Origin of the sequence: Arthrobacter sp. MP_M4 (assembly GCF_035984855.1) — a bacterium.
Lineage (GTDB): Bacteria > Actinomycetota > Actinomycetes > Actinomycetales > Micrococcaceae > Arthrobacter.
In genome coordinates, this window is sequence record NZ_JAXCHX010000001.1 from 61,116 (window position 1) to 87,268 (window position 26,153).

Below are 26,153 nucleotides of genomic sequence, written 5' to 3' on the forward strand. Positions count from 1 at the left end.
GGGTAACTGGCGACTGCGGTGGGTAGCCGGCGTCAGATAAGAACTTCCCGGGTCATGCCGAAGGGTACCTGGTCGGACAGCGCTGCCGTGTAGTGGCCCGGCTTGTTCCGGGTGATCAGGATGCCGTGCGTGCCGGTGGCCATGGCAATCTGCTGGAGTCCGCGCACGGCGTCGTCGAGCCGCTCGTCGAGGACCCTGCGGTTGTCGACCTGGATCTCGATGCGCTCAGTTGCTGTGGTCATGGCTCTGTTCCTTTTTTTTGGGTTTCACTTCTCGGCCCCAATGATCGAAGTGACCATAACGTCATACTTATGTGTCCGTCAAATGGCCTAACCGGGGAAAAGCGACAGGTGTTCGTGGACGCAGCGCACGCTGCCGTCCTGCCCGCGGTGGAAGACAATGGTCTCCCGTTCATCGCTCTCCTGGCGCCCGCCCGCCCGGTCCGTCTGCACGGTCGTGGCGACCCGATGGGAAAAGATGGCGGTAGTGCCCAGGAGCTGGATGTTCTGCTCGCTGCTGCGGCACTCCAGCACCCTCCAGCCCGACTCCAGCCAGTCCTCCCAGAGGCTCCGGTACTCGGCCCTGGAGGCCGGATTCTTTTCCTCCGGATGGAAGATGAACGTCGCATCAGGACTGAAGGATTCGAAGTAGGCCTCCGTGTCGCAGGCCCCGAACGCTGCGACCAGACGGTCGGCGGCCTCCTGAATCTCCGCACGGCCAAGCTCACGGCCGCAAACAGCCTCCCCGTTGCGGGCTCCGGGCCTCCCCGGTGCCGGCTGCTCCGGCAGTGGGCGCGCCACGGCGCGGATGGGTGCGCCGTCGGCACCCGGGATGTTAAGGGGAAAAAGGAAGACTTCGACGCCGGAACCGGAATCCAGGGTGCTCTGGACCAGGCCGAGCCCGGTGAGGTTCTCCACGATGACGCAGCCGTTGCCGGCCAGGATGTCGTGGGCCGGGAAACCGTGACCTGTCGCGGAAGCGTCCGGGCCACCGTGCGGGCTGGGATCGACGCTCAAGGCGTCGAGGCCCACGGTGCGGTAACCGCGGTCGACGATCAGTTGTGCGGCGGCGGCGTCGAGCCACGGATGCCGCAAGTATTCGTCCGTTCCCCAGGCGTCGGCGAACCCGGTCCGGAGCAGGAGGAGCCGCTCCGGGTTTCCGTTGCCGTGTTCCCCGTGTCCGGCCGGAGCGATTCCTGCGAGGTGCGCCGCGGTGATGGGGTGGCCACGTCCGACGTCGCGCACGTCCACCAGTTCGGCGGTGCCGCTGTACAGCGACAGGGGCAGATCGGTGAGCGATGCCCAGCTGTCGTTGACGTGCAGCGGCGCGTCGGCGTGGGTTCCTGAATGCGTCCCGATGGCGAGCGAGAGTACGTTGGCGCCGTCTGCCCCGACGGTCAGGGCGGGCTCAATCCTGACCTCCGGGTCACCGGGGTAGATGGGCATTCCGGTCCGGAGCGGGACGCTAAGGTCCAACCACGTCACGGCCCGGCCACCAGTTCAGCGGCGCGGTCCTCGCGGGAATTGGAGCCGGCGGCGCCGTCGGCCGGGACAACGTTCCCGGCGGCGTCGAGGACCGGAGTCACCGCTGTGTCTTTCGAGGGGACCCAGCGGGGCCCGGCAGCGGGAAACACTGCGCGCGGTTCCGGGAAGAACCAGAGCATGCCGAGGTAGAGGACGGCGGCCAACACCAGGGACGCCGGCAGGCTGACGTCGACGCCGCCGGCCAGGTTGCCAAGCGGGCCTTCAAACTGTCCGGGCATGTTGACCATGCTCAGGCCCGCTGCGGCGCTGACCAGCCACGCGAGCATTCCGCGGGGATTCCAGCCGTGGTTGAACCAGTACCGGCCACCCGTCTGGCGGCGGTTGAAGACCTGGAGGGCGTCGGCGTCATACCAGCCCCGCCGGGTGATGAAGCCGATGATCATGACCACCATCCATGGGGCGGTGCACGTGACGATCAGGGTGGCGAAGGTGGAAATGCTCTGCACCAGGTTGAAGGCGAAACGGCCCACGAAAATGAAGATGATGGCCAGGATGCCGATAAAAAGGGTGGCCTGCACGCGGTTGAACCGCGGGAAAACGCTGCTGAAGTCCAGGCCCGTGCCGTAGAGGGACGTGGCTCCGGTGGACATCCCGCCGATCAGGGCGATGGCGCAGAGCGGCACGAAGTACCAGGCCGGCGATACCGCCAGCAGTCCGCCGACGTAGTTGGGTGCGGCCGGATCCATGAACTCCGGAGCCTTGGTGGCGATGATCGATGCCGTTGCGAGTCCGAAGACAAACGGCACCAGTGTGGCCAGCTGCGCCAGGAGGGCAGCCCCCATCACGCGGCGCATGGGTGTGGCGGTGGGGATGTAGCGTGCCCAGTCGCCCAGGAAAGCTCCGAAGGAGATCGGGTTGGACATGACGATCAACGCCGCGCCGATAAAGGCAGGGATGAAGCCGGCGATGCCGATGCCGTCGAAGCCCGTGCCGAAGGCCCCCTCGAAGTTCAGGTTGAAGTCGCCGGCGAAGGCGATGTAGCCCACCACGAAGAGCAGCGTGGCGGCGGTGACGGCGATCTTGTTCACGAGCAGCATGAACTTGAAGCCGTAAACGCAGACGGCAAGCACCAGGACGCCGAAGACCCCGTAAGCGACCGCGAACGAGCCCATGTCCTGCGGCAGGCCCACCAGCCGGTTCAGGCCGCCCACCAGGGCGTCACCGGAACTCCAGACCGAGATGGAGAAGAAGGCAGTGGCCGTCAGGAGCGACAGGAACGACCCGACCACCCGGCCGTGCACGCCAAGATGGGCGGACGAGGACACGGCGTTGTTGGTCCCCTTGGTGGGGCCGAACACGGCCATGGGTGCGAGCAGGAGGGCGCCCACCACCAGTCCCGTCACCGTCGCGGCGAGACCCTGCCAGAAGGACAGCCCGAAAAGGATGGGAAATGCGCCCAGGAACGCGGTGGCGAAGGTGTTGGCGCCTCCGAACGAGACCCTGAAGAGGTCAAACGGGCTCGCATTCCGGTCCTTCTCCGGAATCCGTTCGATGCCGAAGGTCTCCACTTCGGTGACCTTGCCCCGCTTGCGGTTCGCGGGGGCAGCGGCGTGCTGTGCCTCGGGCATGGTGGTTCTCCATCCAGCTGTTCATTCAGTCAGTGCGAGTTGCTTAGCAAGCATCACAAGTTGACTGAAAGGCTACAGGTCGGAGCAGGCTTTGTGAAGCGGCTCACAGTGCGGCCGGGATATCCGCCACGGAAGATCCGGGCACCCCGGCATCCGCAGCGGACGGAAGCGGGATATTCTTCACCAAGAAATATCCACACGCGGTGCAGAGGCGGACGCAGGAATGGCAGAAGACAAGACCGGAAAAACGCCCGGCCGGTGGCGGGTCTTCCACGACAAATTTGTGGTGGAGGAACGCTACATGAGTGCGCGGGACCGGAGAAATCTGTACCGGACCGCCGTCGGCCTTACGATCGTGGGCGCCGCGCTGTTCACCTTAATCCTCGCCGGTGTCCTCCAGCACGGCGGCCTCGCGGAAGGCGACCAGCCGGTCCGCACCTGGCTTCTGACTCTCCGCTCCGAACCACTGACCACCATCATGATCATCCTGGCGATTATCTTCGGTCCGGTGGCGCTGCCCGTCATCGTCCTGGTGGTGACAGTGGCTTGGGGCCTGCTGGCCAAGCATGCCTGGCGGCCCATGCTCCTCGCCGGGGCTATGCTCACCGGCGTCATCCTTGCCCAGCTCATCGGGCGCACCATCGGGCGCCAGCGTCCTCCCGTGGACCTCATGCTCTTCGGCGCCGACTTCACGTTCTCGTTCCCGTCCGGGCATGTCCTGGGCGCCTGCGACTTTCTGCTGGTCAGCGCTTTCCTGATCGTATCCCGGCGGCGCGACCGCGCGTCCGCCGTGGCGGGCTTTGTCCTGGCCGGCGTTGGGATCTTCTTCGCTGCGGTCAGCCGGTTGTACCTGGGCTACCACTGGCTGACTGACGCGCTGGCCTCCCTGTCCATTTCGTTGGTGATCCTCGGAGCGGTGATTGCCCTGGACACCTGGCGTACTGCCCGTATCAGCGGTGAACAGATCACCGGAACGCTCTCCAAGTCAGACGCCGGCCAGCCCTAGGTGCACTGAGCCGCCTCTTGTCCGGTCCCGGGAACCGGTGCCACAGTGGGGCCATGGTTACCGAGGAGGATGTCCGCCGGGCGGCCCTCGCGCTGCCGGGCGTGGTGGAACGGTCCAGCTGGGGACACCCGGCCTGGTTCGCGGCAACGCTTATGGCGCGGATCTGGGACGAGGGTGTGCTGACGGTCAAGACGGGGGAGCGCGAGGCCCTTGCCGGAACGGAGCCGGAGACCTACTTCTGGACCCCGCACCACGAAAGATCGCCACAGCTTGTGCTGGTGCGGCTGGTCCGGGTCGATGCCGAGGAATTGAGGGAACTCCTGACGGAATCCCACCGCCTCGCCGGAGGACGGCAGCCTGGTGGGCCGCTCTAGGGCCGGCGGGAGCGGAGGCGGTCCAGTTCCATCCGCAGCCCGGCGTTTACCGCCTCCAGCTCAAGGACCCGGGCCACACCGGCCAGGTTGAGTCCCTCTTCCAGCAGTTCACTGATCCGCCGCAGCACGGCCAGATCGGCGTCGCTGTACTGCCGTGTTCCGCCGGCGGTGCGGTCCGGGGTCAGCAAGCCTTTCCGCTCGTAGAGCCTGATGTTCTGTTGGCCGGTCCCCACCAGCTGGGCCACCACGGATATGGCGTAGAGACCCAGTTCCCCGCTACGTTCCGTCACGGTGCTCCTTACGGTTGTCGGGCGTCCGGTTCCAGTGTGGCGCCGTTACCGGGTTTCCGCTTGCATCAGTGTTTCACCGGTGCTATAAAAAATCTATATCCACCGACACAGATATGGGTTGGCTGGATACAGGAAAACCAAGAGCTCTCACCTGAAGGAGTGGGAAATGATGTTGATGCGTACAGACCCTTTCCGTGATCTGGACCGGTTGACCCAGCAGGTCCTCGGAACGGCGGCACGGCCCGCGGCCATGCCGATGGATGCCTGGCAGGAGGAGGGCGAATTCGTCGTTGCCTTCGATCTTCCCGGCGTCAACGTTGACTCGGTGGACCTCGACATCGAACGCAACGTCCTGACGGTCCGGGCTGAACGGCGGGACCCGACCCAGCCCACCGTGGAGCTGATCGCCGCCGAGCGGCCGCGCGGGGTCTTTAGCCGCCAACTGATCCTGGGTGACACGCTGGACACCGAGAAGGTCAAGGCGCAGTATGCCGATGGCGTGCTGACACTTCGCATTCCGGTGCAGGAGCGGGCCAAGCCGCGCAAAATTGAAATCACGCATCCGAAGGACACCCTGCAGGAGATCGGGAAGTAACTGGGGGAGGGCCGGTACTGACAGCCGGGAGATCCCGGTGCGCTACCGCCGGGAAATTCACCGCTCCTGCGGGTAACACCGATGCGGTAGGAGCGTGGCCCGCTGCGGCACTGGTCCCGGCGCCGATCCCGGTGCACCAGATCAGGAACACAACTGAAGGAGGAGGCCATGACCGCATGGCGCCGCTACGATTCGCTGCTGTTGCCCGCCTTCCACGAGCGTTTTGTGGCCCGGTGGGGTGAGGGGACGGCGCCTTTTCTTGACCCGGAGGCCCACGAAGCGCCGTTGCCGAGGGCCCAGTGGATCAATGTCGACACCGGGGCCGCGCTCGCCGTCGTGCCGATCTGGGCCGATGAAGACAGCCAGCACCGCTCCTTCGGCGTCTTCTACCTACCGCCAGCGGGCGACACCTGGGTTCTCAGGCCGGGATACACGAGTTACCTGGAGCCGGCGGCGGACGAGAAAGACCAACTCCAGGCCCTGCGGAACGATGCGTTCAGGAAAGCCGTGGACCACGCCAAGGATTTCCTGTTCGGGCCGGAGAGTTCGGCGTCTTGAGCTTTTGCGGCGCCCCTTCGCAGGGTTTACGCCGGACCGGGGAGACCCGGCACGCGGCCGCCGGTCATGGCGCGGGGGTGCGGCCCGGCCTAAAATCAGTCAACTGACTGAAACTACCAAGGAGCAATCCGCTGATGAAAGCCTCCGCCAAGGAATTGGCCGCCCTCCTGCCGTCACGCTTCACCCTCGGCGTGGCGACCGCAGCCTTCCAGATCGAAGGTGCCTTGGCCGAGGACGGCCGCGGTCCGTCGGGCTGGGACGTGTTTGCCGCCAAGCCCGGTTCGATCGTGGATGACCACAGCCCCGCAATTGCCTGCGACCACTATCACCGGATGCCCGAAGACGTGGCCCTGATGAAGGAACTTGGCGTCGACTCCTACCGCTTCTCGCTGTCCTGGTCACGCATCCAGCCCGGCGGCAGTGGACCTGTGAACCCTGCGGGCCTGGACTTTTACGACCGGCTGATTGACCTGCTGCTGGCCAGCGGGATCACGCCCATGGCCACGCTGTACCACTGGGACACGCCGCTGGAGCTGGACGAAGCCGGCGGCTGGATGAACCGGGACACGGCCTACCGGCTGGGCGAATTTGCCGCGATCGCCGCGGCTGCCTATGGGGACAGGGTGGCCCGCTGGGTGACGGTCAACGAACCGGCCACTGTCACCACCAACGGCTACATGCTGGGGATGCACGCGCCGGGCGAAGCCCTCATGCTCAAAGCCCTGCCGAGTGTCCACCACCAGCTGCTCGGCCATGGCCTGTCGCTGCAGGCGCTCCGGGCAGCGAACGTGCCGGGCGACATCGGCATCACGAACGTCTATTCGCCCATGGTTCCCGCCTCAGTCAACCCGCTGGACAAGCTCAGCGCCAACCTGATGGACATGGCGCAAAACCGGCTGTACGCGGACCCGGTCCTGCTGGGAAAGTATCCCGACACGGTCCGGGCAGCGAGCCTCTTTTCCTCCTTCAGCCCCTCGAGCGAGGACATGAAGCTGATTTCGCAGCCGCTGGACTTCTACGGGCTCAACTACTACATGCCGACCCGGGTGGCTTCCGGACCGGGCGACGGCGCCGTGCCCGAGGGGATGGCCGAAGCAATGGGCGATGACCTGAGCAGCACCGGGTCCGGCGGCCCATTCCACATTGCCTCGTTCCCGGACACCGAGACCACCGCGTACGGCTGGCCCATCAAACCGGAGTACATGGCCGTTGCGCTAACGGAAATGGCCGAACGCTACCCGGACCTTCCCCCGATCTACATCACCGAGGGCGGGGCCAGCTTTGAAGACCTTGAGATCCGGGACCCCGAAGGCCGGCTCGTCATTCCTGACGAGCGCCGGGTGCGCTACTTGGCGGACCACATTGCCACAGCCGTTGAAGCCACCTCCCCCGGAGGTGCGGCGGAGTCCATTGATCTGCGCGGGTACTACGTGTGGTCCCTCATGGACAACTTCGAATGGTCCGGCGGCTTCAAGCAGCAGTTCGGCCTGCTGCACGTGGACCGGTCCACCCAGGAGCGCACCAAAAAGGCCTCGTTCCATTGGCTCCAGGAAGTCCTTGCGGCCCGGCCTCGGAACCCCATTCCCGAGGATTCCGCCGCCACCGCGGCCCCGGCGAGCGCCTAAAGAACGCCGAGGTCCTGGAGGCCCTTTGCCATTCCGGCGCCGTCCGGGGAGTAGATCCACGGAACCTGGGACCCGGTATGGTCCCCGGTGTCAGAGTGACCGCCGGCCAGGACGGCTTCGCTGGCGGAAAGCTGGCGGATGCCGATGGCGGCCACCCGGTCGCCGTGCTGCCGGGCAAAGTGGGAGTAGATGGACTCATCGTGCTGTCCGTTGTCACCGAAGAGCAGCCAGCGCATGTTCGGAAATCCTTCGGCCAGGAGTTCGAGGTTGCGGCGCTTGTGCTCCTGGCCGCTGCGGAACCAGCGGTCATGGGTGAGACCCCAGTCGGTGAGCAGCAGGGCCCCGGAAGGGTACATGTTCCGGGTGATGAAGCGTGCCAGGGTGGGGGCCGCGTTCCACGGGCCGGTGGACAGGTAAATCACCGGCGCCTCCGGATGTTCGACCAGCAGCCGGTCCATCAGCACGGCCATTCCCGGGGTGGCCATGCGGGCGCGCTCGTTGAGCACGAAGGTGTTCCAGAGCGCCAGGAACGGACGGGGAAGCGCGGTGACCATAATTGTGTCATCGATATCGGACACGATCCCGAGGGTGGTGTCCGGGGAAATGACGAAGATCTTCGCGGTGACGGGCTCGGTTCCCGGGGCGCGCAGCACGGCCGTGTGCCAGCCCGGCGGAAGGTCCACCTGCACCACCGTATCCACCAGGCCGCCGCGGTCCGCCCGGACCTTGGTTGTCACGCCGCCGATCTCGATGTCGACCTCGGAGTACTGCACCGGCACCGAGGTGAATGCCCGCCAGCCGCGGACGTTTTGCGCGCTGGTTTGAGCCGCCTGCTCCGCCCGGCCTCCGGGGGAGGGCTTGCTGGTCAATACCACCCGGGCGAGCACCCGGACCCAGGTGGTGGACCCGTAGCCCTGGTAGGCGACGGTCTGGGGGGTGAAGTCCCAGCGTCGGGCGGCCTTCAACCGGACACTGTTGACGGAGTCCGAGACGACGTGCGCCAGTCGGAAGACCCGGTTGCCGGTGACTTCTTGTTGCCCGAGTGTGTGCTGGTAAGCCGATTCCATGCCTCCACTCTCCCACAGGGTTCCGGCGTCGCACGGACCGGGGAGGAAACCGCAGCGGCTCAGATGCCGCCCAGGAAATGGCGCAGCGTCCAGGCATTGCGCACCGCATGACCGCCGCCGTCGTTGTTGAAATACACGAAAACCTCCTTGCCGGCCGACTGCCATTCCCGGATCCGGTCCGCCCACCAGTTCAGGTCGTCATCCGGGTAGGAGCCGCCATACAGGTGGTCCCGGTCCGGGCCGTGCAGCCGGACGTAGACGAAGCCGGCAGTGGCGCGAAGGACGCAAGGGAGACCGGCGCCGCTCATGATGCAGTACGCGGCGCCATGGCGTTCCAGCAACGCATAGACCATGGGGTGGTCCCAGCTCGTATGGCGAAATTCCATGCTCACCCGGATCCAGTCCGGCAACGCCGCCAGGAAGTACTCCAGACGTGCGTCATCCCGGCCGAACTGCGGCGGCAGCTGGACCAGCAGCACGGCCCGCTTATCGCCGAGTTCGTGCCAGCACCGGACGATCCGCTCGATCCAGACTTCCGGAGCATAGAGCTTCTTCCCGTGCGTCAATCCGCGCGGGGCCTTGACGGACAGCAGGAACCCGGGCGGAAGGCGCCGGCGCCAGCTGGCAAAGGATGTGTCGCGGGGCCAGCGGTAGAAGCTGGCATTGAGTTCCACCGTGCTGAAATGGGCCGCGTAATGGGCCAGGCGGTCCCGCGCCGGCAAACCGGGAGGGTAGAGCACATTCTCCCAGTGGTCATAGCTCCAGCCGCTGGTGCCGATGTGGACGCTCCCGCCAAGATGCGTGCCCTGATCCATCCCGTCTGCCCCCTCCCGGCTCATTGTGCCCGCAGTTCCACCGGCGCTGCCGCCGTGTCGGCCTCTACGGATCCTAGTCCCAGGTAGGTGGCTGTGGCACTGTAAGACCCATGGCGCGCATCGAGGATTACGCAATGGTCGGCGATCTGCATACTGCAGCCCTGATCAGCACCGAAGGTTCGATCGACTGGCTCTGCCTGCCGCGTTTCGACTCGCCGGCCTGTTTCAACGCCCTGTTGGACACGCCGCAGGCGGGGCGCTGGCTGCTCGCTCCCGAGGGCGGCGGCGAATGCACCCGACGGCATTACCGCAAGGGCACCCTCATTCTGGAGACGGAGTGGGAAACCCCCACAGGAAAAGTCAAAGTCATCGACTTCATGCCGCCCCGGGACTCGGTGGCGGACATTGTGCGGATTGTGGTGGGTGTCCGCGGCTCGGTGCGGATGCGCGGTGAGCTGGTGATGCGCTTCGACTACGGCCACATCGTCCCGTGGGTCCGCCACGACGATCTTGGCATCCACGCAATCGCCGGCCCCGATGCCGCGTACCTCGTGACCGAGGCGCCGCTGCGGGGTGAGCGAATGCAAACCATCAGCGACTTCACCGTCAAGGCCGGGGACCGCGTTCCGTTCGTCCTGACCTGGACGCCGAGCCACCAGGGCCGTCCCCGGACGCTGGACCCGGAGGAAGTCCTGGCATCGACGGAAGATTTCTGGCAGCGCTGGTCCGCGAAATGCACCATCACCGGACCCTACCGGGCGGTGGTGCAACGCTCGCTGATCACCTTGAAAGCGCTGACGTTTGCCCCTACCGGAGGCATCGTGGCTGCCGTGACGACGTCGCTGCCGGAGGAGCTGGGCGGCGAACGGAACTGGGACTACCGCTTCTGCTGGCTCCGTGATGCCACGCTGACGCTCCAGGCGCTGCTGTCTGCGGGGTACACGGAGGAAGCCGCCTCCTGGCGCGACTGGCTCCTGCGGGCAGTGGCGGGTGATCCCAAGGACCTGCAGATCATGTATGGCATCCACGGCGAGCGGCGCCTGCCCGAGATGGAGCTGCACTGGCTGCGCGGATATGAAAACTCCGTCCCGGTCCGGATCGGAAACGGCGCGGCCGGGCAACTGCAACTTGATGTCTGGGGCGAGGTGCTGGACTGCCTGTCCCTGACCCGGAACTCGCTACTGACCAGCACCGACGAGTCCTGGGACGTGCAGCTGGCACTGATGGATCATCTGGAGACGGCGTGGAAGGAACCTGACAACGGGCTGTGGGAGATGCGCGGGCCGCGGCGGCACTTCACCCACTCCAAGGTGATGGCCTGGGTGGCCGCGGACCGGATGGTCAAAGGCGTCCGGGACTTCGGACTGCCCGGCCCCGCCGACCGCTGGGAGGAACTCCGGGACACCATCCATGCGGACGTCATGGCGAACGGTTTTGATGAGGAAAGAAACACCTTTGTGCAGTCCTACGGGCAGCCCTGGCTTGATGCGAGCCTCCTGCTCATTCCCCGCGTTGGATTCCTGCCGCCGGATGACCCCCGCGTGGTGGGGACAATTGAGGCCATCGAACAGGAATTGATGCATGACGGCTTCCTCCGGCGCTACAAGACGGCGGAGTCCGGTGACGGGCTGTCCGGTGGCGAAGGGGTGTTTCTTGCCTGCTCGTTTTGGCTGGTCCAGGCACTGCTGGGGGCAGGCCGGCACCGCGAAGCCCGGGAACTGTTCGAACGGCTGCTGGCGCTGCGCAACGACGTCGGACTTCTGAGCGAGGAGTGGAGCATTGAGGACGCGAGGCAGCTGGGCAATACCCCGCAGGCCTTCAGTCATTTTGCGCTGGTCATGAGCGCCCTGGAGCTGCAGGAGGACGGGCTGCGCCGCAGCGACGCCACGCACCCCGGTCACTGATTCGCGCCGACGGCGCGGTCGGTGCCCACGCTCGGCCCCTCGGAAGTTTTCGCCCAGCGCTTAGATAAGTATACTTACTAATAACCCAACGCGGGGTGGATTAAAGAGGAGAGTGCGATGGCGGGATACTTCGAGGTCGTAGACGCGCCCGACGGCGGGTACCGGATCCGGATGCTGGATGGCGCAGGAAACCTGATGGCGGTAACGATCACCTTTCCCACGAAGAGGGCTGCCGTGGCCGGCATCGCCCAGGCCCGCGAAATCGCCGGCACAGGCCTCATCCGGGACCGCAGCGCCGGCCGCCAGACGTCGCAGGCGGCCACCCCCCTGCCCAGGCTTCCCCGCCGGACCACGGGCGGCGCCAGCCGGGGAACCACCCTGTCCGGCGGATCACTGGCAGCCGGAAAGCGAGCGCGGGCTCATCACTGACATGACTCCTGACGGCGGCTCCCGCAGCCCGGGTGCCACAGACTCCGCCACCGGCCGGAACCGGCCCCAGGCCGCTGTCCTCTTCGACGTGGACGGCACCCTGGTCGATTCCTCCTACCTTCACACGCTGGCCTTTTGGCACGCTTTCCAGCAGGCCGGGCACGACGTTCCGATGGCGAGTATCCACCGCTCGGTCGGGATGGGCGGGGACAAGATCCTCGACAGGCTGTTGCCCGCTGACCGGGACACGGGGGAGGACAAGACCATTTTGACCTCGCACGCTGCCGTGTTCTCCACGTTCTGGTCCGCCCTTCGGCCGCTGGACGGCGCCGGCGAGCTGCTGGCGGAGTGCCACGGGCGCGGGCTCGCCGTGGCACTGGCATCTTCGGCCCGGGACCGCGACCTTGAGGTGCTGCGGGGCGCGATCGATGCCGACGCCTTCATCGACGCGGCCACCAGTTCGGCGGACGCGAAGGAGAGCAAACCGGCCCCGGACATCCTCGAGGCCGCCCTCAAGGCCGTCGCGGTGCCGGCGTCGGCGGCCGTCTACGTAGGCGACGCTGTGTGGGACATTCTCGCTGCCGGGAAACTGGACATCCCGGCGATCGGGCTGACCTGTGGTGGCACCAGCGAAGCGGAACTTCGGGACGCCGGTGCCGTCGAAATTTACGCCAGCCCCCGGGAGCTTCTGGAAAACCTCGGAAACAGCGCCATTGGACGGCTCGCGGCCCGCGTCCGCCCAAGCTAGCCGCCGCCGGCCCGGTTACAGTGGTCCCATGAATTCTTCGGGGGACCAGCCATCGGCAGAACCGGGGCCGGCCGGATCCCGGCGGGCGCGCCTGCCCTGGCTGGCCCGGCTCGCCGTGCCGCTGGGTGCCGCGGCCTTGCTGGTGGCGGGGGCGGTCCTGCTGGCGCGTCCGGTGCAGCAGGTCAGCCTAGGCTGGTTTGCGTACGCCCCGCTGTCCCAGCAGACGTTTCTTCCCGACAGCCTTCTGGTGATGGATCCGGGCAGATGGACGGGCATCTGGCTGATCGGTGCTGGCCTGCTGACGCTTGCGTTCTGGGCCGGATTCCGGACAGGCCGGCGGACCCGCCGGCGCGGGGGCGCTTAGCTGGCCGCGGGAGTGAATTTGCCGCACTGTTGCCGCGCACCACTGCCGCAAAGTGCGAACTCGGCATACGCTGACCCGATGACACACCATCACCTGCCCGGCAAAGTGGCAGTAATCACCGGCGCCGGCTCGGGCATCGGCCGAGCGGCCGCCCGGCTCATGCTCGCTGAAGGCTACCGCGTGGTTCTGGCCGGGCGGCGCGCGGCGCAGCTGGCAGAGACCGGCGCCGGACACGCCCAGGCCCTCGCCATTGCCTGCGACGTCACCGTTCCCGACGACGTCGAGCGGCTCTTCGCAGCCACCCTCCTGCGCTGGGGACGGGTGGACGTGCTGTTCAACAACGCCGGTGCGTTCGGTCCGGCCGCTTCCGTGGACGAGATCAGCCCCGCGGACTGGGACGCCACCGTGGCCGTGAACCTGACCGGTTCCATGCTGTGCGCCGCTGCCGCCGTCCGGGCCATGAAAGCACAATCGCCGCAGGGTGGCCGGATCATCAACAACGGCTCCATCGCCGCGCATTCACCCCGGCCCCGGACCGTGGCCTACACGGTCACCAAGCACGCCATCACCGGATTGACCAGGAGTATTGAGCTGGATGGCCGCGGCTTCGGCATCACGTGCGGGCAGATCGACATCGGCAACGCGGCCACCGATCTGATGGAGACCATCGGCGCCGGCTCCGGGGCGGTGCAGGCGGACGGCAGCAGCCGCGTCGAGCCGACCTTCCCGGTGGACGACGCCGCCCGGGCGGTGCTGCTGATGGCGGGGATGCCGGCGTCGGCCAGCGTCGGTTCCCTCATAATCACCGCCGCCGGAATGCCCTTCATCGGCCGCGGATAACCGGGAAGGGCTGCCGGTCAGAGCGGGAGGAGTCCGGACAGATCGGCGCGCAGCCCGGAGGCGGCCACCCGCCCGGCGCTGACGGCGTCTGCCCAGCCCAAGGTACCGCTGACCATCTCCAGCCAGGTGGCGGCGTCGCATTCGATGACGTTCGGGGGTGTGCCGCGGGTGTGCCGGGGGCCCTCCACGCACTGGGTGACACCAAACGGGGGGACCCGGACCTCCACGGAGTTGCCAGGTGCCCGGGCGGTGACCTCCTCCAGGGTATAGCGCACCGCCGTCGCCAGCGTGCTGCGCGGAACCACGGTGCCGGTTTTCGGGCCGGAGGTTTCGGCGGAATCACGCTGCGCAACGTTTACCGCCTGCCAGGCGGCGAGGGCCGCGCGGCCTTCCTCCGGGGCAATCCGGCGTCGTGCGATGGCCATGGCTAGTCCAGCAGCGCCGAGACGGCGTGGCCGAGACGGATTTTGCCCACCGGCCGGCCGCCGCCGAGCACGGGGGAGACCACCTTGTCCAAGACACCTGCCACTTCCGGGACGTCCACGGCGCCGGCGGCGGCGAGCAGGGTCAGGCCCACGAGTGTGGTGGCCCGGATGTTGCCGTCGAGGATTTTGACGGCGACAGAGGCGCCCGCGGGCGTGGCCATCACCAGCACACCCTCGGCGCCGATCTTGGCGAGGATGCCGAGCTTGTCCATGACAATCGTGTTGGGTTCGTCCACGCCCTGCACTGCCCACGGGTAGTCCAGCATGGAAGTGGCGATCGTGGCGGCGCGGGCGTTGGAGTGTTTGTCACCAGGAGCCTTGGCCAGCTTGGAGAACGCACGGGCCAGGCCGGACAAGGAGACGGCGGCGACGGGGGCGCCGCAGCCGTCGATGCCGAGGTGGGCGATGCTTTCGCCGCAGTATTCCTCGATCACGGAGCGGATGCGCTGCTGCAGCGGATGGTTGGGCTCGAGGTAGCTGTGCGTGTCCCATCCGTTCTCCGTGCAGGCCCAGAGGAACGCGGCGTGCTTTCCGGAGCAGTTGAACGCAAGCTTGGACTGGCCGCGGTCCGAACGGACCAGCCAGTTCCGGGCAGTCTCGTCCTCGGGCCACGCGGCCGGGCACTGGAGCTGGTCCTCCTTGACGCCCGCAGCTTTCAGCATGCCTTCGACAACATCCATGTGGTCCAACGACCCGACGTGGCTGCCGCAGGCGATGGCCACTTGCGCCCCGCGCAGCGGAACGCCGGACTGCATGGAGGCCAGGGCCTGCAGCGGCTTGAGCGTGGACCGCGCATAGATCGGGGTGGTGATGTCGCCCAGTTCGGTGACGACGGTGCCGTCCCCGGCGATGACGACGGCGGAGCCGATGTGCCGGGACTCCACGAAGCCGCTGCGTTCCAGGACGGCCAGTTCGACGGCGGACTCCACGGTAAAGGTGGCATGCGAGTTCAAGGGCATGCTGCCAGTCTATGGTGCCCGGCGGTCACAGCCCGTTATTCCACGGTGACCATCAGCGACTGCCAGCCGGATGCGCCGTCGGGCACCGGGTCGGCCCGCTTGTCCGTCTGGACTTCGCCGGTACCGTCGGTGGCGCGGGCCTTGATGTAGTGCGGTCCCGGGGTGGCTTCCCAGTCGAAGGACCACTGCCGCCAGGTGATGACGGAGGCCTCCGTGGACAGGGCCGCCTCGGTCCATGGCCCGTTGTCGATCTGCACCTCAACCTTGGTGATGCCCCGGGTCTGGGCCCAGGCGGTGCCGCCAATCGCGACCCGTCCGGCGGGGACCTTGGCGAAGGACTTGGGGACTTCCACCCGGGCCATGGTTTTGATGGGGCCCCGCTCGGACCAGCCGCGCTGGGTCCAATAGGCCTTGCTGTCCGCGAACCGGGTGACTTCCAGGTCCACCACCCATTTGGTGGCGGAGACGAAGCCGTACAGGCCCGGGACCACCATCCGTACGGGGTATCCGTGCTCCAGCGGAAGGGCTTCACCGTTCATGCCGAACGCCAGCATGGCGTCCCGGTCATCCCGCAGGACCTCCAGCGGGGTGGAAGCGCTGAAACCGTCAATCGAAGTGGAGAGGACCATGTCCGCACCGGCCTTGGGCCCTGCCATCTTGAGGACGTCGCGAATGGGCATGCCCAGCCATTTGGCGTTGCCGGCCAGGTTGCCGCCCACCGGGTTGGACACGCAGGTCAGGGAGACGTGGGATTCGATCAGGTCCGCGTCGAGCAGGTCCTGGAAACTGAGCCGGACTTCCCGGTCCACGAGCCCATGGACGCGCAGTTCCCAGTCCTGGACGTTGATTTCAGGCACACTCAGGGCCGTATCGATGCGGTAGAAGTCATTGTTGGGCGTCAGCCACGGCGTGACGCCGGGCGCCTGGGACTGCACGCCGGCCGGAACGGCCGGGGCCGGTTTCGCCGGGGCGGGAAGTTGCAGGGATTCGCGGGCCTGCGCGACGTTGCTGCGGGCTGCGCTGAGCAGGCGCCCGCCGGTCGCGGCGATAGCGGAGGCCGCGGCTGTGACTCCGGTTGCGGCGAAGAAGGCGCGCCGGCTGGTGGCGGGACGTTCGGGTTCCTTGGCTGCGAGACCGGAGGCCATGTCCGGCCACTGTTGCATCCGCCAGAGCCGTGAGATGAGGAGGCGGAGCACGATCAGCCCGGCTGCGGTGCCGATCAGTGAGGGAATCGCGTCCAGCGGCTTAACTCCCGCCCGGGTCACCACGCTGGCGACAATCACCGCGCCCATCAACAGCACGCCGGCGACACCGAGGGCCCATTTCCGGTAGGCCACAATGCCCAGGACGCAGGCGAGGAGTGCGATGGAGACGGCCATTCCGACGAACAAGGCGAGCTTGTCGTTGGTGCCGAAGGTCGCGATGGCGAAATCCTTCATCCAGGACGGCGTGAAGTCGATAAAGGTCGAGCCGAGGGCAATCACCGGCGTCGCCCGTGCCGTGAAGAACGCCCCGATCAGTTCCGCCACGGACAAGACGACGGCGGCCGCAGCCACTCCGGCAAGGGCGGCGAGCACGGTGAGTCCCTTCGGGGCTGGCCTGTTGCTGCGCCGGGTCAGCCCGGACTCCCCGGTGCTGAGTTCGTCGGCGCGGGGCGGCTGCGTGCTGGGCTTGTCCATACAGGGTCTTCGGAGCCGTGCGGGCCGCGGATTGCCCCGCGCCGGTGCCCGCGCATGCCCTTCGCCCGGATGCAGGAATGGACATGCTGGCAATATGTTCGGCAGCCGCGGCCGGCGATGGGCATGTCCGGTGCTGGCGGCCGTCGATGGGCATGTCCGGTGGGGGTCACAGCTTAGGACCCTGCCCGGTCCACAAAGTACCCTTGGGAACTGTGAAGGTACTTGTCATCGGCCCCGGCGGCCGCGAACACGCCATTGTCCGATCCTTGCTTGCCGACCCGAACGTGTCCGAGGTCCACGCGGCCCCGGGCAATGCCGGCATCAGCAAACTGGTGCCCACCTACGCCATCGACGCGAACAACCCCGACGCCGTTGCCGCCCTGGCCACCAAGCTCACCGTCGACCTCGTCGTGGTGGGCCCCGAGGCGCCGCTCGCCGCCGGAGTCTCCGACGCTGTCCGGGCCGCGGGCATCCCGGTGTTCGGACCCAGCAAGGCCGCGGCACAACTCGAAGCGTCCAAGGCATTCGCCAAGGAAGTCATGGCCGAGGCCGGCGTCCCCACCGCCATGGCCCGGGTGGCCGGCACCGCCGAGGAGGCAGCCGACGCGCTCGACGCTTTTGGCGCCCCGTTTGTGGTTAAGGACGACGGGCTCGCGGCGGGCAAGGGCGTTGTGGTCACCAACAACCGGGACGAGGCCCTCGCCCACGCGCAGAGTTGCTTCGATGCCGGCGGCACCGTGGTGATCGAGGAATTCCTTGACGGCCCCGAAGTCTCCGTTTTTGTCCTCTGCGACGGCCGCAATACCGTGGCGCTGTCCCCGGCCCAGGACTTCAAACGGATCTTCGACAAGGACCAGGGGCCCAACACCGGCGGCATGGGCGCCTACACCCCGTTGGAATGGGCGCCCGAAGGCCTGGTCCAGGAAGTCCTTGACCGGGTCGCCCAGCCCACCGTCAACCAGATGGCCCACCGCGGCACCCCGTTTGTCGGCGTGCTCTTCGTCGGACTGGCCCTGACCTCCCGCGGCACCCGCGTGATTGAATTCAACGTCCGCTTCGGCGACCCGGAAACCCAGGCCGTCCTCGCCCGCCTCAAGACCCCGCTCGGCGGACTGCTACTGGCCGCCGCCAAGGGCGAGCTGGACAAGGCCCAGCCGCTGCGCTGGTCCAAGGAAACCGCCGTCGCCGTCGTGGTGGCCGCCGAGAACTACCCCGGCACGCCCCGGACCGGCGACCGGATCCGGGGACTCAAAAAAGTCGAGTCGATCGAGGGCGTCCACATCATCCACGCCGGCACCAAGCTCGACGACGAAGGCAAAGTCGTGTCCGCCGGCGGACGGGTTCTCGCCGTCGTGGCCGTCGGCACGGACCTGGTGGAAGCCCGGGAACGGGCGTACGACGGCGTCGAACTCGTCCAGCTGGAGGGCAGCCAGTTCCGCACGGACATTGGCGGAAAAGCGGCCCGCGGCGAGATCAAGGTGCACGCCCCCGCCGTCCCCGCCACGAAAGCGAAGGCCTGAGCATGAGAATCCCCAAAGCTTCCGGACCCGACACTGTTGAACCCTCGCCGTCGGCACCGAAGGGCCTGGACACCGCTGCACCGGACCTTCCCGGCTGGCGGCACATCTATTCCGGCAAGGTCCGCGACCTCTACGTTCCGGCCGATGCGTCCATTCCGGAACGCATCGGCCAGGACTGCGTACTGGTGGTCGCCAGCGACCGCATCAGCGCCTTTGACCATGTCCTCGCCAGCGAGATACCGGACAAGGGCCGGGTGCTGACCCAGTTGAGCCTGTGGTGGTTCGAACAACTCGGCGTGGAGCACCATGTGCTGGCGTCCACGGTCGGGGCCGGAGTGCCCGCCGCCGTGGAAGGCCGGGCGATGATCTGCAAGAAGCTGGAGATGTTCCCGGTCGAATGCATCGCCCGCGGCTACCTCACCGGCTCGGGACTGGAGGAATACCGGCAGTCCCGCACCGTGTGCAGCATCCCCCTGCCCGACGGCCTGGTGGACGGGTCCCGGCTCGAGAAGGCCATCTTCACCCCCTCCGCGAAAGCCGAGGTGGGCGAGCACGACGAGAACATCACCTATGCCGCCGTCGTGGAGACGGTGGGCCAGGACATCGCATCCCGGCTCCGCGAGCTCACGCTGGAGATCTACACCAAGGCCGAAGGAATCGCCCGCGGGCGCGGCATCATCCTTGCCGACACCAAAGTGGAGTTTGGCCTTGATGCTGCGACAGGCGCCATCACACTCGGTGACGAGGTGCTGACGCCGGATTCCTCGCGGTTCTGGGACGCCGGCACGTACCAGCCGGGCAAGGCGCAACCGTCCTACGACAAGCAGTACGTCCGGGACTGGCTGACCTCGGCGGAGTCCGGCTGGGACCGGTCCTCCGATGCGCCGCCGCCGGCGCTGCCGGCGGACGTCGTGGCCCGCACACGCAGCCGCTACGTCGAGGCTTTCGAGTTACTCACCGGCCGGACGTTCGTCTAGGCTGCGCCGGCGGAACACGGGCCAGTCGGCTAGGACTCGGCCGCCGCAGCCGCCTGCGCCCGGCGCTGGGCCAGCCGGATTTCCAGCACAGCGTCCATGGCCTGCTGCACCCGGTCCGAGGCGCCGGCTGAGCTGAATTCTTTCTGCGCTTCCTCGAGATAGATCAGGGCCTCATCGGATTCACCCGCGGCCTTCAACGCCTTGCCGAGCAGCAGTGCTACTTCGCCGGCGACGTGCTTGGCCAGCACGTCCCTGTCGGCATGGATCTCGCGCAGTTTCTGGACGGCGGCGACGACATCCCCCGTCAGGTAGAGCCAGCGGGCGCGAATGAACGCGACCTCGAGCTGGTCCGTTTTGTTGCCGCCCACGATTGAGAGGGCCAGCTCCGCGCGCTCGATTGAGGACAGGGTTTCCGGCTCCACGATCCCGGAGGACAAGCGGACGGCAGCCGAGGCCTTGTTGAAGCGGGCCCAGAGGTCAATGTCGTTGGCGGGGGAGAGCATCAGAGCAGCCCGCTCGTGGTACTTGATGCCTTCGGTGTAGTCGTGGCGCATGAAGGCCACGTTGCCTATCACCCAGGCCACTTCGCCGGCGAGCTGGGTCATGGAATGATCATCCATCTGTTCATTCATGGCCTGGCAGTACTGCCAGGCCTCATCCAGGCGGCCGCTTTCGGCCAGCGCGCCGATGAGGGCGCGCAGGGCGCCGATAATCAACGTGGAGCCCTTCGGCAGTTCGGCGCAGAGCCGCACCGCCTCCTGGGCGTGCTCGACGGCGAGCGCCAGTTGCCCCTGCCCGTGGCACACGGCCGCGAGCATCTGCCGTGCCCGGACGCCAAGGCCGGCCGACTCCGCAGCCATTGGGTGGTCAAGGAGGCGCTGCACCAGATCCTGGCACTCCCTGAGGTGGCCCTGCTTCATAAGGCACTCGGCCTGCATGTAGCTCATGTTCCACCAGGCGCTGGTGTTCCGGGCCTCGAGGGCGATTTGGGCTGCCGCCGCGGCGTGGGTCGCCGCCAGCGCATAGTCGCGCAGGTCCCAGGCCTGGCGGGCGTACAAGCCCGCCAGGACGTACTCGGCGTCGCTGACGGACACCGGCTGGCTCCATGCCTCCAAGGCCTTGGGGGCGAGCTCAAGCCGCCTCGCCAGCTCCTCAATGACGTCCGCGGTCGGTTCGCGCCGCCCGGTCTCCAGCAGGGAAATGTAGCTGGGCGAGTACAGGTCGCGGCCCAGTTCGGCCTGCGTCAGCCCGCGATCAAGCCGTTCAGCTCGGAGTTTCTCCCCGAATCCGTTCCCCACGGGTTCCTCCTAATTCCGGACAGTCTTTGTACTAAATCCTTGACAGTCTCTGTGGAAGCCATTTTACAATGTATGTCAACAACAGTTGTTACGGGCGTTGTAATGTGTCCGTCCCGCCTTTCCGACCCGTATTGAGGAACCCACATGATCAAGAAGATTGCAGCTTCCGTCGCTTTGGCGGGGGCGCTGGCTCTCTCAGCAGCGGCTCCGGCAGTCCTGTCCGTCAGTGCCATCGGCAACTGGCCGGATCCCATGGGAACCACCCTGGCGATCGGCAACTGGCCCGATCCCATGAGCTCGACCCAGGGAAAGCTCGCCGCGATCGGCAACTGGCCGGACCCGATGCGCTCCGCCACCAACATCGGCAACTGGCCCGATCCGATGTAGGCAAGAGCCTGTAGGGCAACAGTTCGGTGGTGGCCCCGGGAAAGGTGAAAACCTCTTCCGGGGCCATTCTCCTGCCCGGACCCGCCACAGCGGTTGTTGAGCGGGCGTCAGGTGCCATCTATCGGAGGCAGACGCAAAAGAGGGCCTTCCGGCTGGAAGACCCTCTTTTGAATTGGTCGGGATGACAGGATTTGAACCTGCGACCTCGTCGTCCCGAACGACGCGCGCTACCAAGCTGCGCCACATCCCGATCCGTTACTTCAAAAGCAACTTCACAAGAGTATCCGATCCGGGCCCCGGATGCGAAATCGTGCCGCCGGGCCGGATCAGACCAGCGAGTCCTTCCAGGCCCCGTGCAGCTGCGCGAAGCGGCCGCCGCCGCCAATCAGCTCCGCCGGTGTGCCGTCCTCGACGACCCGCCCGCCGTGCACTACGAGGACCCGGTCTGCAGTCTCCACCGTGGACAGGCGGTGCGCGATGATGAGTGCGGTACGGCCGGCAGTGGTGCCGGTGCCCTGCAGCAGTCCCGCCAAACCGGCCTGTACGAGCCGTTCGGAAGGGATGTCCAGTGAGGATGTGGCCTCGTCCAGGATCAGCACGGCAGGCCGGGCCAGGACGGCCCGGGCAAAGCTGATCAGCTGGCGTTGCCCGGCGGAGACCCGCCCGCCGCGCTTGTTGACGTCGGTGTCGTAGCCTTCCGGCAGCTCCCGAATAAACTCATGGGCGCCCACGGCCATCGCCGCGTCCTCGATTTCCTGCCGGGAGGCGGTGGGCCGGCCCAGAGCGATGTTGTCCGCCACGGAGCCGCTGAACAGGAAGGCTTCCTGGGTGACCATGACGACGTTCCGCCGCAGGTCCGCCGTCGCCAGCTCCCGCAGGTCCACGCCGTCGAGCGTGAGCGAGCCCGCCGAGACGTCATAGAACCGGGCGATGAGTTTGGCGAGCGTGGACTTGCCGGCGCCGGTCTGGCCCACCAGTGCCACGGTCTGGCCGGCAGGAATGTGCAGGTCCATGGCGGGGATGATGACCGGTCCGTCGCCGTACCGGAATTCGACGCCCTTGAAGTCGACGGTTCCCTTCGCATTGTGCAGGGCAACCGGGTTTTTCGGCGGCCGGACGGTGGGGACCTCCTCGAGCAGGCCGGACACCTTCTCCAGCGCCGCCTGCGCGCTTTGGAAGGAGTTGTAGAACATGGCCATCTGGTCCACCGGCTGGAAGAAGCGCTTGGTGGACAGGATCAGCGCCAGCAGCACACCGACGGCGAGTTCGCCCTCCAGCACGCGGAAGCCGCCAAAGAGCAGCACGACGGCGACGCAGACGTTGCCGATCAGCACCAACCCGGGTTGGAAGATGCCGCTGAGGTTGATCGAGCGGACCGTGACTTTGCGGTAGTCCTCGGAAAGCTCCGTGTACCGGGCTGTGTTCTCGCGTTCCTTGCGGAAGGCCTTGACGGCACGTATGCCGGTCATGGTTTCCACGAAGTGCACGATCAGCCGGGCTGATACGACGCGGGATTCGCGGAAGGCGATTTGGGAGTGCTTCTGGTACCAGCGGGCCAGGAAGTACATCGGTACGCCGGCGGCCAGGACCAGGAGCCCGCTGCGCCAGTCGAGGGCGACGACCGTGATGGCGGTGAAGATCATAAACAGCATTCCCGAGGCCAGCGAGCTGACCCCGGAATCCAGGAGTTCGCGCAGCGCCTCCAGGTCCGAGGTCTGGCGGGCGATGATCCGGCCCGACGTGTACTTCTCATGGAATTCCAGGCTCAGCCGCTGCGTGTGCCTGAAGACCCTGACGCGCAAGTCCAGCAGCATGGCCTGGCTCAGCCGCGCGGTGGAAGTGACGTAGAGGGCGGTGAGGCCCGCCGTCGCGACGGCAGCCGCGAGGTAGGCGGCGCCGGTGAGCAGCAGGGGGAGGTTGTCGCCGGATTGCAGGGCCGGCAGGGCCCGGTCGATGCCGAAGGCGATCAGCGCGGGACCGGCGACCCGCGCTGCCTGGGAGAGCACGACGGCGGCGATGGTCAGCCAGAACCGCCGGCGGACGGGGCGGATCAGCGAACCGAGCAGAGCCAGGGAGCGGCGCCGGACGGTCTTGCTCTCGCTCTTGGACAGATGCGCGTTGTCCTCGTTGGCGGTGCCGAAGGTGGCGCTCATCGGGAAACCTCCTCGGCGTTCAGGCCTGACAGTTCCGTGTCCAGCAGCTCGGAGTCCAGGTCCCGGGGTTCCGGGTCGAGGCTGGCGATCACGTAGCGGTAGTGCTGGTTCTCCGCGAGCAGTTCGGTGTGGGTGCCGACGGCGGTGATCCGGCCCTCTTCCAGCAGCGCCACCCGGTCCGCCAGCGCCACGGTGGACGGTCGGTGGGCCACGATCAGCGTCGTGGTGTCGGAGAGCACCTGCCGCAGCCTGGTTTCGACGAGTTCCTCGGTGTTGACGTCCAGGGCCGACAGCGGATCGTCCAGTACCAGGACCCTGGGCCGGGCGGCGATGGCGCGGGCCAGGGCGAGGCGCTGCCGCTGGCCGCCGGAGAGGCTGAGGCCTTCCTCACCGATCAGGGTGTCCAGGCCGGACGGAAGCGAGTACGCGAAGTGGGCCTGGGCGACGTCGAGCGCCTCCTCGAGTGCCTCCTCCATGCGTTCGGCCGGCAGGTCCGCCGGGGCGCCGAGCATCACATTGCTCCGCACCGAGCTGGAGAACAGGATGGTGTCTTCGAAGGCGACGGCCACCACCGTGCGGAGCTCCTCGACGCCGAACTCGCGCAGGTCCACTCCGTCGATGGTGATGGAACCGGTGGTGACGTCATACAGCCGGGGGACCAGCTGCAGGAGGGCGCTTTTGCCGCTGCCCGTGATGCCGACCAGGGCCATGGTTTCACCGGGTTTGATCTCCAGGTTGATGTCTTTGAGGATCGGTTTGTCCGGGGCGTCCTCATAGGCGAAAGTGGCGCTGTTGAAGGTCAGGGCGCCCTTCAACTCCGCCGGATGCTGCGGCTTTTCGGGGCTCGTAATGGTGTTCACCGAGTCCATCACCTCAAAGTGCCGGTCCACGGCGGTCTTGGCGGTGAGGGCCATGGCCAGCAGCATGCCGCAGAATTCCACCGGGGTGGCGATCACGGCGGCGGTGGCGAAGAACGCCACGAGGGCGCCGATGCTCAGCTCTCCCGTGTAGGCCAGCAGCACACCGGCGACGAGCCCGGCACCGAGGGCCAGCTCCGGCAGGAGGGTGACCACGAGGCTGAAGGTGGCGAGGTGCTTGGCCTTGACAATTTCCGTCTGGCGGAGCTCCTCGGCTTGTTCGTTGAAGTTTTCCAGCGCCTCACTGCTGCGGCCGAAAGCCTTGAGTACCCGGATGCCGTGTACCGACTCCTCTACCGTGGTGGCGAGGTCGCCGGCCTGGTCCTGGCTGCGCCGGGCCACCTTGCTGAACCGGGTGCGGAACCGGAAGCCGTAGATCATGATCGGCACCGCCGCGGCGAGGAAGATCAAGGCCAGCTGCCAGCTCATCGTGAACATCACCACGACGCCGATCACCACGGTCAGGGTGGTGACCACCAGCATGATGGCGCCGAACGCCATCCAGCGGCGCAGGAAGTTCAAGTCCGTCATGGCGCGGGAGAGCAGCTGCCCGGAACCCCACCGGTCGTGGAAGGAGACCGTCAGATCCTGGAGGTGCGCATAGAGGGACACCCGCATCCGGGTTTCGACCGTCGTGGCGGGATTGATCACGAACTGCCGGCGCAGTGCCACCATGCCGGCTTCGGCAACGCCGAGGACCAGAATGACGAGTGAGGCAATCCAGACCGCGTCCGTGCTGCCGCCGGGCTGAAGGGATTCGTTGACCAGGATCCGCAGCACCTGCGGGATGGTCAGAGCCACCACACTGGCCAGCAGGGCGCACAGCAAGCCCATGATGAGCCGCGGAATGATCGGCTTGACGTGGGGATAGAGACGGCGGATGGAGGAGAAAAATGAGGTCTGCTTGGCCATGCCTGCTTCTTCACGACGCGACTGCGAAATACTCAACGCAAGTGGATGTAGTTTCCTGTAGCAACTACCCTAGGCCATCACGTGATCTGGTCCACAGGAAAACGCATGGCATCAGGATCTGGCCCAGTAATTACGTTCCGCAATGAGAAGCCTGCCCACCCAGGCCGCAGGGCCTCCGGGCCGGTCCGGATTCAGGAACGCGCAGTGAGCGTCAGCAAGACCGCTTCGGGCTTGCAGGCGATCCGGACCGGCGCGAAGCGGGAGGTGCCGATACCGCCCGAGACGTTTACCGGCGTCGTGCGTCCGTTGCTCTCCCAGCCGTGCAAACCCTTCGCGCGCCAGGTGGGAAGGTCGCAATTGGCGACGAGCGCCCCGAAACCCGGAACGCAGATCTGGCCGCCGTGGGTGTGCCCGGCCAGCAGGAGGTCGGCACCGTCCGCGGTGAAGTGGTCCAGGACCCGCTGGTACGGGGCATGGGCGACGGCGATCCGCAGGTGCGGTTTGGCGTCCTGGCCCTTGGTCCCACGGGGCCAGCCGGCGTACTGTTCGAGACCCAGGTGCGGATCGTCGACGCCGGAGAAGTCAACGCGGAGCCCGCCGATTACCAGGGACTGGCAGCGGTTGGTCAGGTCCACCCAGCCGCCCATGCCAAAGCCGGAACGCAGCCGCGGCCAGTCCAGCATGGCTGGCTCCTTGGGTTTCGAGGAGGGCCCGGCGAAATACGACGCCGGGTTCTTCAGCCGCGGGGCAAAGTAGTCGTTGGAGCCGGGAACAAAAACGCCGGGAAACGCCATCAGCGGACGCAGCGCCTCCAGCACGGGGTCCACCGCTTTGGCGTGGCTGAGGTTGTCGCCGGTGTTCACCACCAGGTCCGGTGCCAGGTCCGCCAGGGAGGACAGCCATGCGGCTTTCCGGTCCTGGCCGGGGACGAAGTGGATGTCGCTAAGGTGCAGGACCCGGATCGGGCCGAATCCCGCCGGAAGAACCGGCAGGGATTCTTCGCGCAGCACGAACTGGTTCTTTTCCCACAGCCCGTATCCCGCGGCGGCAGCACCCGTAAGTGCTCCGGCGGCGGCGGTCACGGCGAAGCCGCGCCCGATGCTTCGGGCGCGGCTGGCCAGGACATTGATCGTCTCCAT

The 26,153-nt window shown here is 66.9% G+C and carries 26 protein-coding genes and 1 tRNA gene; 13 read left to right on the forward strand and 14 right to left on the reverse strand.

The window, feature by feature from the left end:
• Positions 1–32: 32 nt before the first annotated feature.
• From RCH15_RS00305 to RCH15_RS00315, 3 genes are all read right to left on the reverse strand, one after another.
• On the reverse strand, positions 33–242 hold the full coding sequence (locus RCH15_RS00305) for a hypothetical protein (RefSeq protein WP_326956898.1): 210 nt from the start codon (positions 240–242) through the stop codon (positions 33–35).
• 87 nt (positions 243–329) lie between these two features.
• Entirely contained in the window at positions 330–1,484 is a 1,155-nt protein-coding gene (locus RCH15_RS00310; protein ID WP_326956900.1) for a cyclase family protein, read from the reverse strand.
• A complete protein-coding gene (locus tag RCH15_RS00315) occupies positions 1,481–3,112 on the reverse strand; it encodes a purine-cytosine permease family protein (protein ID WP_326956902.1) in 1,632 nt (543 codons plus the stop codon). The genes RCH15_RS00310 and RCH15_RS00315 overlap by 4 nt, the downstream gene beginning before the upstream one ends.
• A 223-nt stretch (positions 3,113–3,335) precedes the next feature.
• Here RCH15_RS00315 and RCH15_RS00320 point away from each other — a divergent pair, with 223 nt between their 5' ends.
• Together RCH15_RS00320 and RCH15_RS00325 are read left to right on the forward strand one after the other, a co-directional pair.
• Positions 3,336–4,118: a phosphatase PAP2 family protein gene (locus tag RCH15_RS00320; RefSeq protein ID WP_326956905.1), complete on the forward strand. Its 783-nt coding sequence runs from the start codon at positions 3,336–3,338 to the stop codon at positions 4,116–4,118.
• 53 nt (positions 4,119–4,171) lie between these two features.
• Positions 4,172–4,492: an MmcQ/YjbR family DNA-binding protein gene (locus RCH15_RS00325; protein ID WP_326956907.1), complete on the forward strand. Its 321-nt coding sequence runs from the start codon at positions 4,172–4,174 to the stop codon at positions 4,490–4,492.
• On the opposite strand, the gene RCH15_RS00330 is transcribed toward RCH15_RS00325, so the two are convergent.
• On the reverse strand, positions 4,489–4,782 hold the full coding sequence (locus RCH15_RS00330) for a MerR family transcriptional regulator (RefSeq protein WP_326956909.1): 294 nt from the start codon (positions 4,780–4,782) through the stop codon (positions 4,489–4,491). The genes RCH15_RS00325 and RCH15_RS00330 overlap by 4 nt on opposite strands.
• 169 nt (positions 4,783–4,951) lie before the next feature.
• On the opposite strand from RCH15_RS00330, the gene RCH15_RS00335 reads away from it, so the two are divergent.
• The 3 genes from RCH15_RS00335 (at position 4,952) to RCH15_RS00345 (ending at position 7,560) form a co-directional block, all read left to right on the forward strand.
• Positions 4,952–5,377: an Hsp20/alpha crystallin family protein gene (locus RCH15_RS00335; RefSeq protein ID WP_326957697.1), complete on the forward strand. Its 426-nt coding sequence runs from the start codon at positions 4,952–4,954 to the stop codon at positions 5,375–5,377.
• A 168-nt stretch (positions 5,378–5,545) separates the two neighbouring features.
• A complete protein-coding gene (locus RCH15_RS00340) occupies positions 5,546–5,935 on the forward strand; it encodes a hypothetical protein (protein ID WP_326956910.1) in 390 nt (129 codons plus the stop codon).
• 134 nt (positions 5,936–6,069) lie between these two features.
• Positions 6,070–7,560 (forward strand): GH1 family beta-glucosidase, encoded by a 1,491-nt coding sequence (locus RCH15_RS00345; protein WP_326956911.1) that lies wholly within the window; start codon positions 6,070–6,072, stop codon positions 7,558–7,560.
• Here the strand turns inward: RCH15_RS00345 and RCH15_RS00350 are convergent.
• Positions 7,557–8,627 carry an App1 family protein gene (locus tag RCH15_RS00350; RefSeq protein WP_326956913.1) on the reverse strand — a complete coding sequence of 357 codons (1,071 nt, stop codon included), beginning with the start codon at positions 8,625–8,627 and terminating at the stop codon, positions 7,557–7,559. The genes RCH15_RS00345 and RCH15_RS00350 overlap by 4 nt on opposite strands.
• A 59-nt stretch (positions 8,628–8,686) precedes the next feature.
• Positions 8,687–9,442 (reverse strand): DUF72 domain-containing protein, encoded by a 756-nt coding sequence (locus RCH15_RS00355; RefSeq protein WP_326956915.1) that lies wholly within the window; start codon positions 9,440–9,442, stop codon positions 8,687–8,689.
• A gap of 110 nt (positions 9,443–9,552) precedes the next feature.
• Here RCH15_RS00355 and RCH15_RS00360 point away from each other — a divergent pair, with 110 nt between their 5' ends.
• The 5 genes from RCH15_RS00360 (at position 9,553) to RCH15_RS00380 (ending at position 13,727) form a co-directional block, all read left to right on the forward strand.
• On the forward strand, positions 9,553–11,346 hold the full coding sequence (locus RCH15_RS00360; RefSeq protein ID WP_326956916.1) for a glycoside hydrolase family 15 protein: 1,794 nt from the start codon (positions 9,553–9,555) through the stop codon (positions 11,344–11,346).
• A 117-nt stretch (positions 11,347–11,463) separates the two neighbouring features.
• Complete coding sequence (locus RCH15_RS00365; protein WP_326956918.1) at positions 11,464–11,775, forward strand: YegP family protein; 312 nt, start codon at positions 11,464–11,466, stop codon at positions 11,773–11,775.
• A 1-nt stretch (position 11,776) separates the two neighbouring features.
• Positions 11,777–12,523, forward strand: coding sequence for an HAD family hydrolase (locus RCH15_RS00370; RefSeq protein WP_326956920.1), 747 nt, complete (start codon positions 11,777–11,779; stop codon positions 12,521–12,523).
• A gap of 28 nt (positions 12,524–12,551) precedes the next feature.
• Positions 12,552–12,887 (forward strand): hypothetical protein, encoded by a 336-nt coding sequence (locus RCH15_RS00375; protein WP_326956923.1) that lies wholly within the window; start codon positions 12,552–12,554, stop codon positions 12,885–12,887.
• 78 nt (positions 12,888–12,965) lie between these two features.
• On the forward strand, positions 12,966–13,727 hold the full coding sequence (locus tag RCH15_RS00380; RefSeq protein ID WP_326956925.1) for an SDR family oxidoreductase: 762 nt from the start codon (positions 12,966–12,968) through the stop codon (positions 13,725–13,727).
• 17 nt (positions 13,728–13,744) lie between these two features.
• Here RCH15_RS00380 and RCH15_RS00385 read toward each other — a convergent pair whose 3' ends face one another.
• From RCH15_RS00385 to RCH15_RS00395, 3 genes are read right to left on the reverse strand one after another with little or no spacing between them, the layout of a single operon-like run.
• Positions 13,745–14,152 carry a sterol carrier family protein gene (locus RCH15_RS00385; RefSeq protein ID WP_326956928.1) on the reverse strand — a complete coding sequence of 136 codons (408 nt, stop codon included), beginning with the start codon at positions 14,150–14,152 and terminating at the stop codon, positions 13,745–13,747.
• 2 nt (positions 14,153–14,154) lie between these two features.
• Positions 14,155–15,171, reverse strand: coding sequence for an asparaginase (locus tag RCH15_RS00390; RefSeq protein WP_326956930.1), 1,017 nt, complete (start codon positions 15,169–15,171; stop codon positions 14,155–14,157).
• A gap of 35 nt (positions 15,172–15,206) precedes the next feature.
• Complete coding sequence (locus RCH15_RS00395) at positions 15,207–16,850, reverse strand: molybdopterin-dependent oxidoreductase (RefSeq protein ID WP_326956932.1); 1,644 nt, start codon at positions 16,848–16,850, stop codon at positions 15,207–15,209.
• Between the two features lie 212 nt (positions 16,851–17,062).
• Here RCH15_RS00395 and purD point away from each other — a divergent pair, with 212 nt between their 5' ends.
• Entirely contained in the window at positions 17,063–18,370 is a 1,308-nt protein-coding gene (purD, locus tag RCH15_RS00400) for a phosphoribosylamine--glycine ligase (protein ID WP_326956934.1), read from the forward strand.
• Between the two features lie 2 nt (positions 18,371–18,372).
• Positions 18,373–19,347: a phosphoribosylaminoimidazolesuccinocarboxamide synthase gene (locus tag RCH15_RS00405; protein ID WP_326956936.1), complete on the forward strand. Its 975-nt coding sequence runs from the start codon at positions 18,373–18,375 to the stop codon at positions 19,345–19,347.
• A 29-nt stretch (positions 19,348–19,376) separates the two neighbouring features.
• On the opposite strand, the gene RCH15_RS00410 is transcribed toward RCH15_RS00405, so the two are convergent.
• Positions 19,377–20,645, reverse strand: coding sequence for a helix-turn-helix domain-containing protein (locus RCH15_RS00410; protein ID WP_326956938.1), 1,269 nt, complete (start codon positions 20,643–20,645; stop codon positions 19,377–19,379).
• Between the two features lie 144 nt (positions 20,646–20,789).
• On the opposite strand from RCH15_RS00410, the gene RCH15_RS00415 reads away from it, so the two are divergent.
• Entirely contained in the window at positions 20,790–21,032 is a 243-nt protein-coding gene (locus RCH15_RS00415; RefSeq protein ID WP_326956939.1) for a hypothetical protein, read from the forward strand.
• Positions 21,033–21,205: 173 nt separating this feature from the next.
• On the opposite strand, the gene RCH15_RS00420 is transcribed toward RCH15_RS00415, so the two are convergent.
• From RCH15_RS00420 to RCH15_RS00435, 4 genes are all read right to left on the reverse strand, one after another.
• Positions 21,206–21,282: transfer RNA gene (locus RCH15_RS00420), tRNA-Pro, on the reverse strand.
• A gap of 76 nt (positions 21,283–21,358) precedes the next feature.
• The gene (locus tag RCH15_RS00425; protein ID WP_326956941.1) at positions 21,359–23,185 is read right to left on the reverse strand and encodes an ABC transporter ATP-binding protein; all 1,827 of its coding nucleotides are present in this window, start codon (positions 23,183–23,185) and stop codon (positions 21,359–21,361) included.
• A complete protein-coding gene (locus tag RCH15_RS00430; RefSeq protein WP_326956943.1) occupies positions 23,182–25,014 on the reverse strand; it encodes an ABC transporter ATP-binding protein in 1,833 nt (610 codons plus the stop codon). The genes RCH15_RS00425 and RCH15_RS00430 overlap by 4 nt, the downstream gene beginning before the upstream one ends.
• Before the next feature lie 191 nt (positions 25,015–25,205).
• Positions 25,206–26,153: a metallophosphoesterase gene (locus RCH15_RS00435; protein WP_326956945.1), complete on the reverse strand. Its 948-nt coding sequence runs from the start codon at positions 26,151–26,153 to the stop codon at positions 25,206–25,208.

Coding starts and splice junctions, on each gene's coding strand:
- RCH15_RS00435 (WP_326956945.1), bottom strand. CDS start 26,153: ATGGAGACGATCAATGTCCTGGCCAGCCGCGCCCGAAGCATCGGGCGC.
- RCH15_RS00425 (WP_326956941.1), bottom strand. CDS start 23,185: ATGAGCGCCACCTTCGGCACCGCCAACGAGGACAACGCGCATCTGTCC.
- RCH15_RS00370 (WP_326956920.1), top strand. CDS start 11,777: ATGACTCCTGACGGCGGCTCCCGCAGCCCGGGTGCCACAGACTCCGCC.
- RCH15_RS00315 (WP_326956902.1), bottom strand. CDS start 3,112: ATGCCCGAGGCACAGCACGCCGCTGCCCCCGCGAACCGCAAGCGGGGC.
- RCH15_RS00415 (WP_326956939.1), top strand. CDS start 20,790: ATGATCAAGAAGATTGCAGCTTCCGTCGCTTTGGCGGGGGCGCTGGCT.
- RCH15_RS00325 (WP_326956907.1), top strand. CDS start 4,172: ATGGTTACCGAGGAGGATGTCCGCCGGGCGGCCCTCGCGCTGCCGGGC.
- RCH15_RS00320 (WP_326956905.1), top strand. CDS start 3,336: ATGGCAGAAGACAAGACCGGAAAAACGCCCGGCCGGTGGCGGGTCTTC.
- RCH15_RS00390 (WP_326956930.1), bottom strand. CDS start 15,171: ATGCCCTTGAACTCGCATGCCACCTTTACCGTGGAGTCCGCCGTCGAA.
- RCH15_RS00430 (WP_326956943.1), bottom strand. CDS start 25,014: ATGGCCAAGCAGACCTCATTTTTCTCCTCCATCCGCCGTCTCTATCCC.
- RCH15_RS00380 (WP_326956925.1), top strand. CDS start 12,966: ATGACACACCATCACCTGCCCGGCAAAGTGGCAGTAATCACCGGCGCC.
- RCH15_RS00360 (WP_326956916.1), top strand. CDS start 9,553: ATGGCGCGCATCGAGGATTACGCAATGGTCGGCGATCTGCATACTGCA.
- RCH15_RS00375 (WP_326956923.1), top strand. CDS start 12,552: ATGAATTCTTCGGGGGACCAGCCATCGGCAGAACCGGGGCCGGCCGGA.
- RCH15_RS00355 (WP_326956915.1), bottom strand. CDS start 9,442: ATGGATCAGGGCACGCATCTTGGCGGGAGCGTCCACATCGGCACCAGC.
- RCH15_RS00395 (WP_326956932.1), bottom strand. CDS start 16,850: ATGGACAAGCCCAGCACGCAGCCGCCCCGCGCCGACGAACTCAGCACC.
- RCH15_RS00345 (WP_326956911.1), top strand. CDS start 6,070: ATGAAAGCCTCCGCCAAGGAATTGGCCGCCCTCCTGCCGTCACGCTTC.
- RCH15_RS00335 (WP_326957697.1), top strand. CDS start 4,952: ATGTTGATGCGTACAGACCCTTTCCGTGATCTGGACCGGTTGACCCAG.
- RCH15_RS00385 (WP_326956928.1), bottom strand. CDS start 14,152: ATGGCCATCGCACGACGCCGGATTGCCCCGGAGGAAGGCCGCGCGGCC.
- RCH15_RS00405 (WP_326956936.1), top strand. CDS start 18,373: ATGAGAATCCCCAAAGCTTCCGGACCCGACACTGTTGAACCCTCGCCG.
- RCH15_RS00305 (WP_326956898.1), bottom strand. CDS start 242: ATGACCACAGCAACTGAGCGCATCGAGATCCAGGTCGACAACCGCAGG.
- RCH15_RS00350 (WP_326956913.1), bottom strand. CDS start 8,627: ATGGAATCGGCTTACCAGCACACACTCGGGCAACAAGAAGTCACCGGC.
- RCH15_RS00340 (WP_326956910.1), top strand. CDS start 5,546: ATGACCGCATGGCGCCGCTACGATTCGCTGCTGTTGCCCGCCTTCCAC.
- RCH15_RS00365 (WP_326956918.1), top strand. CDS start 11,464: ATGGCGGGATACTTCGAGGTCGTAGACGCGCCCGACGGCGGGTACCGG.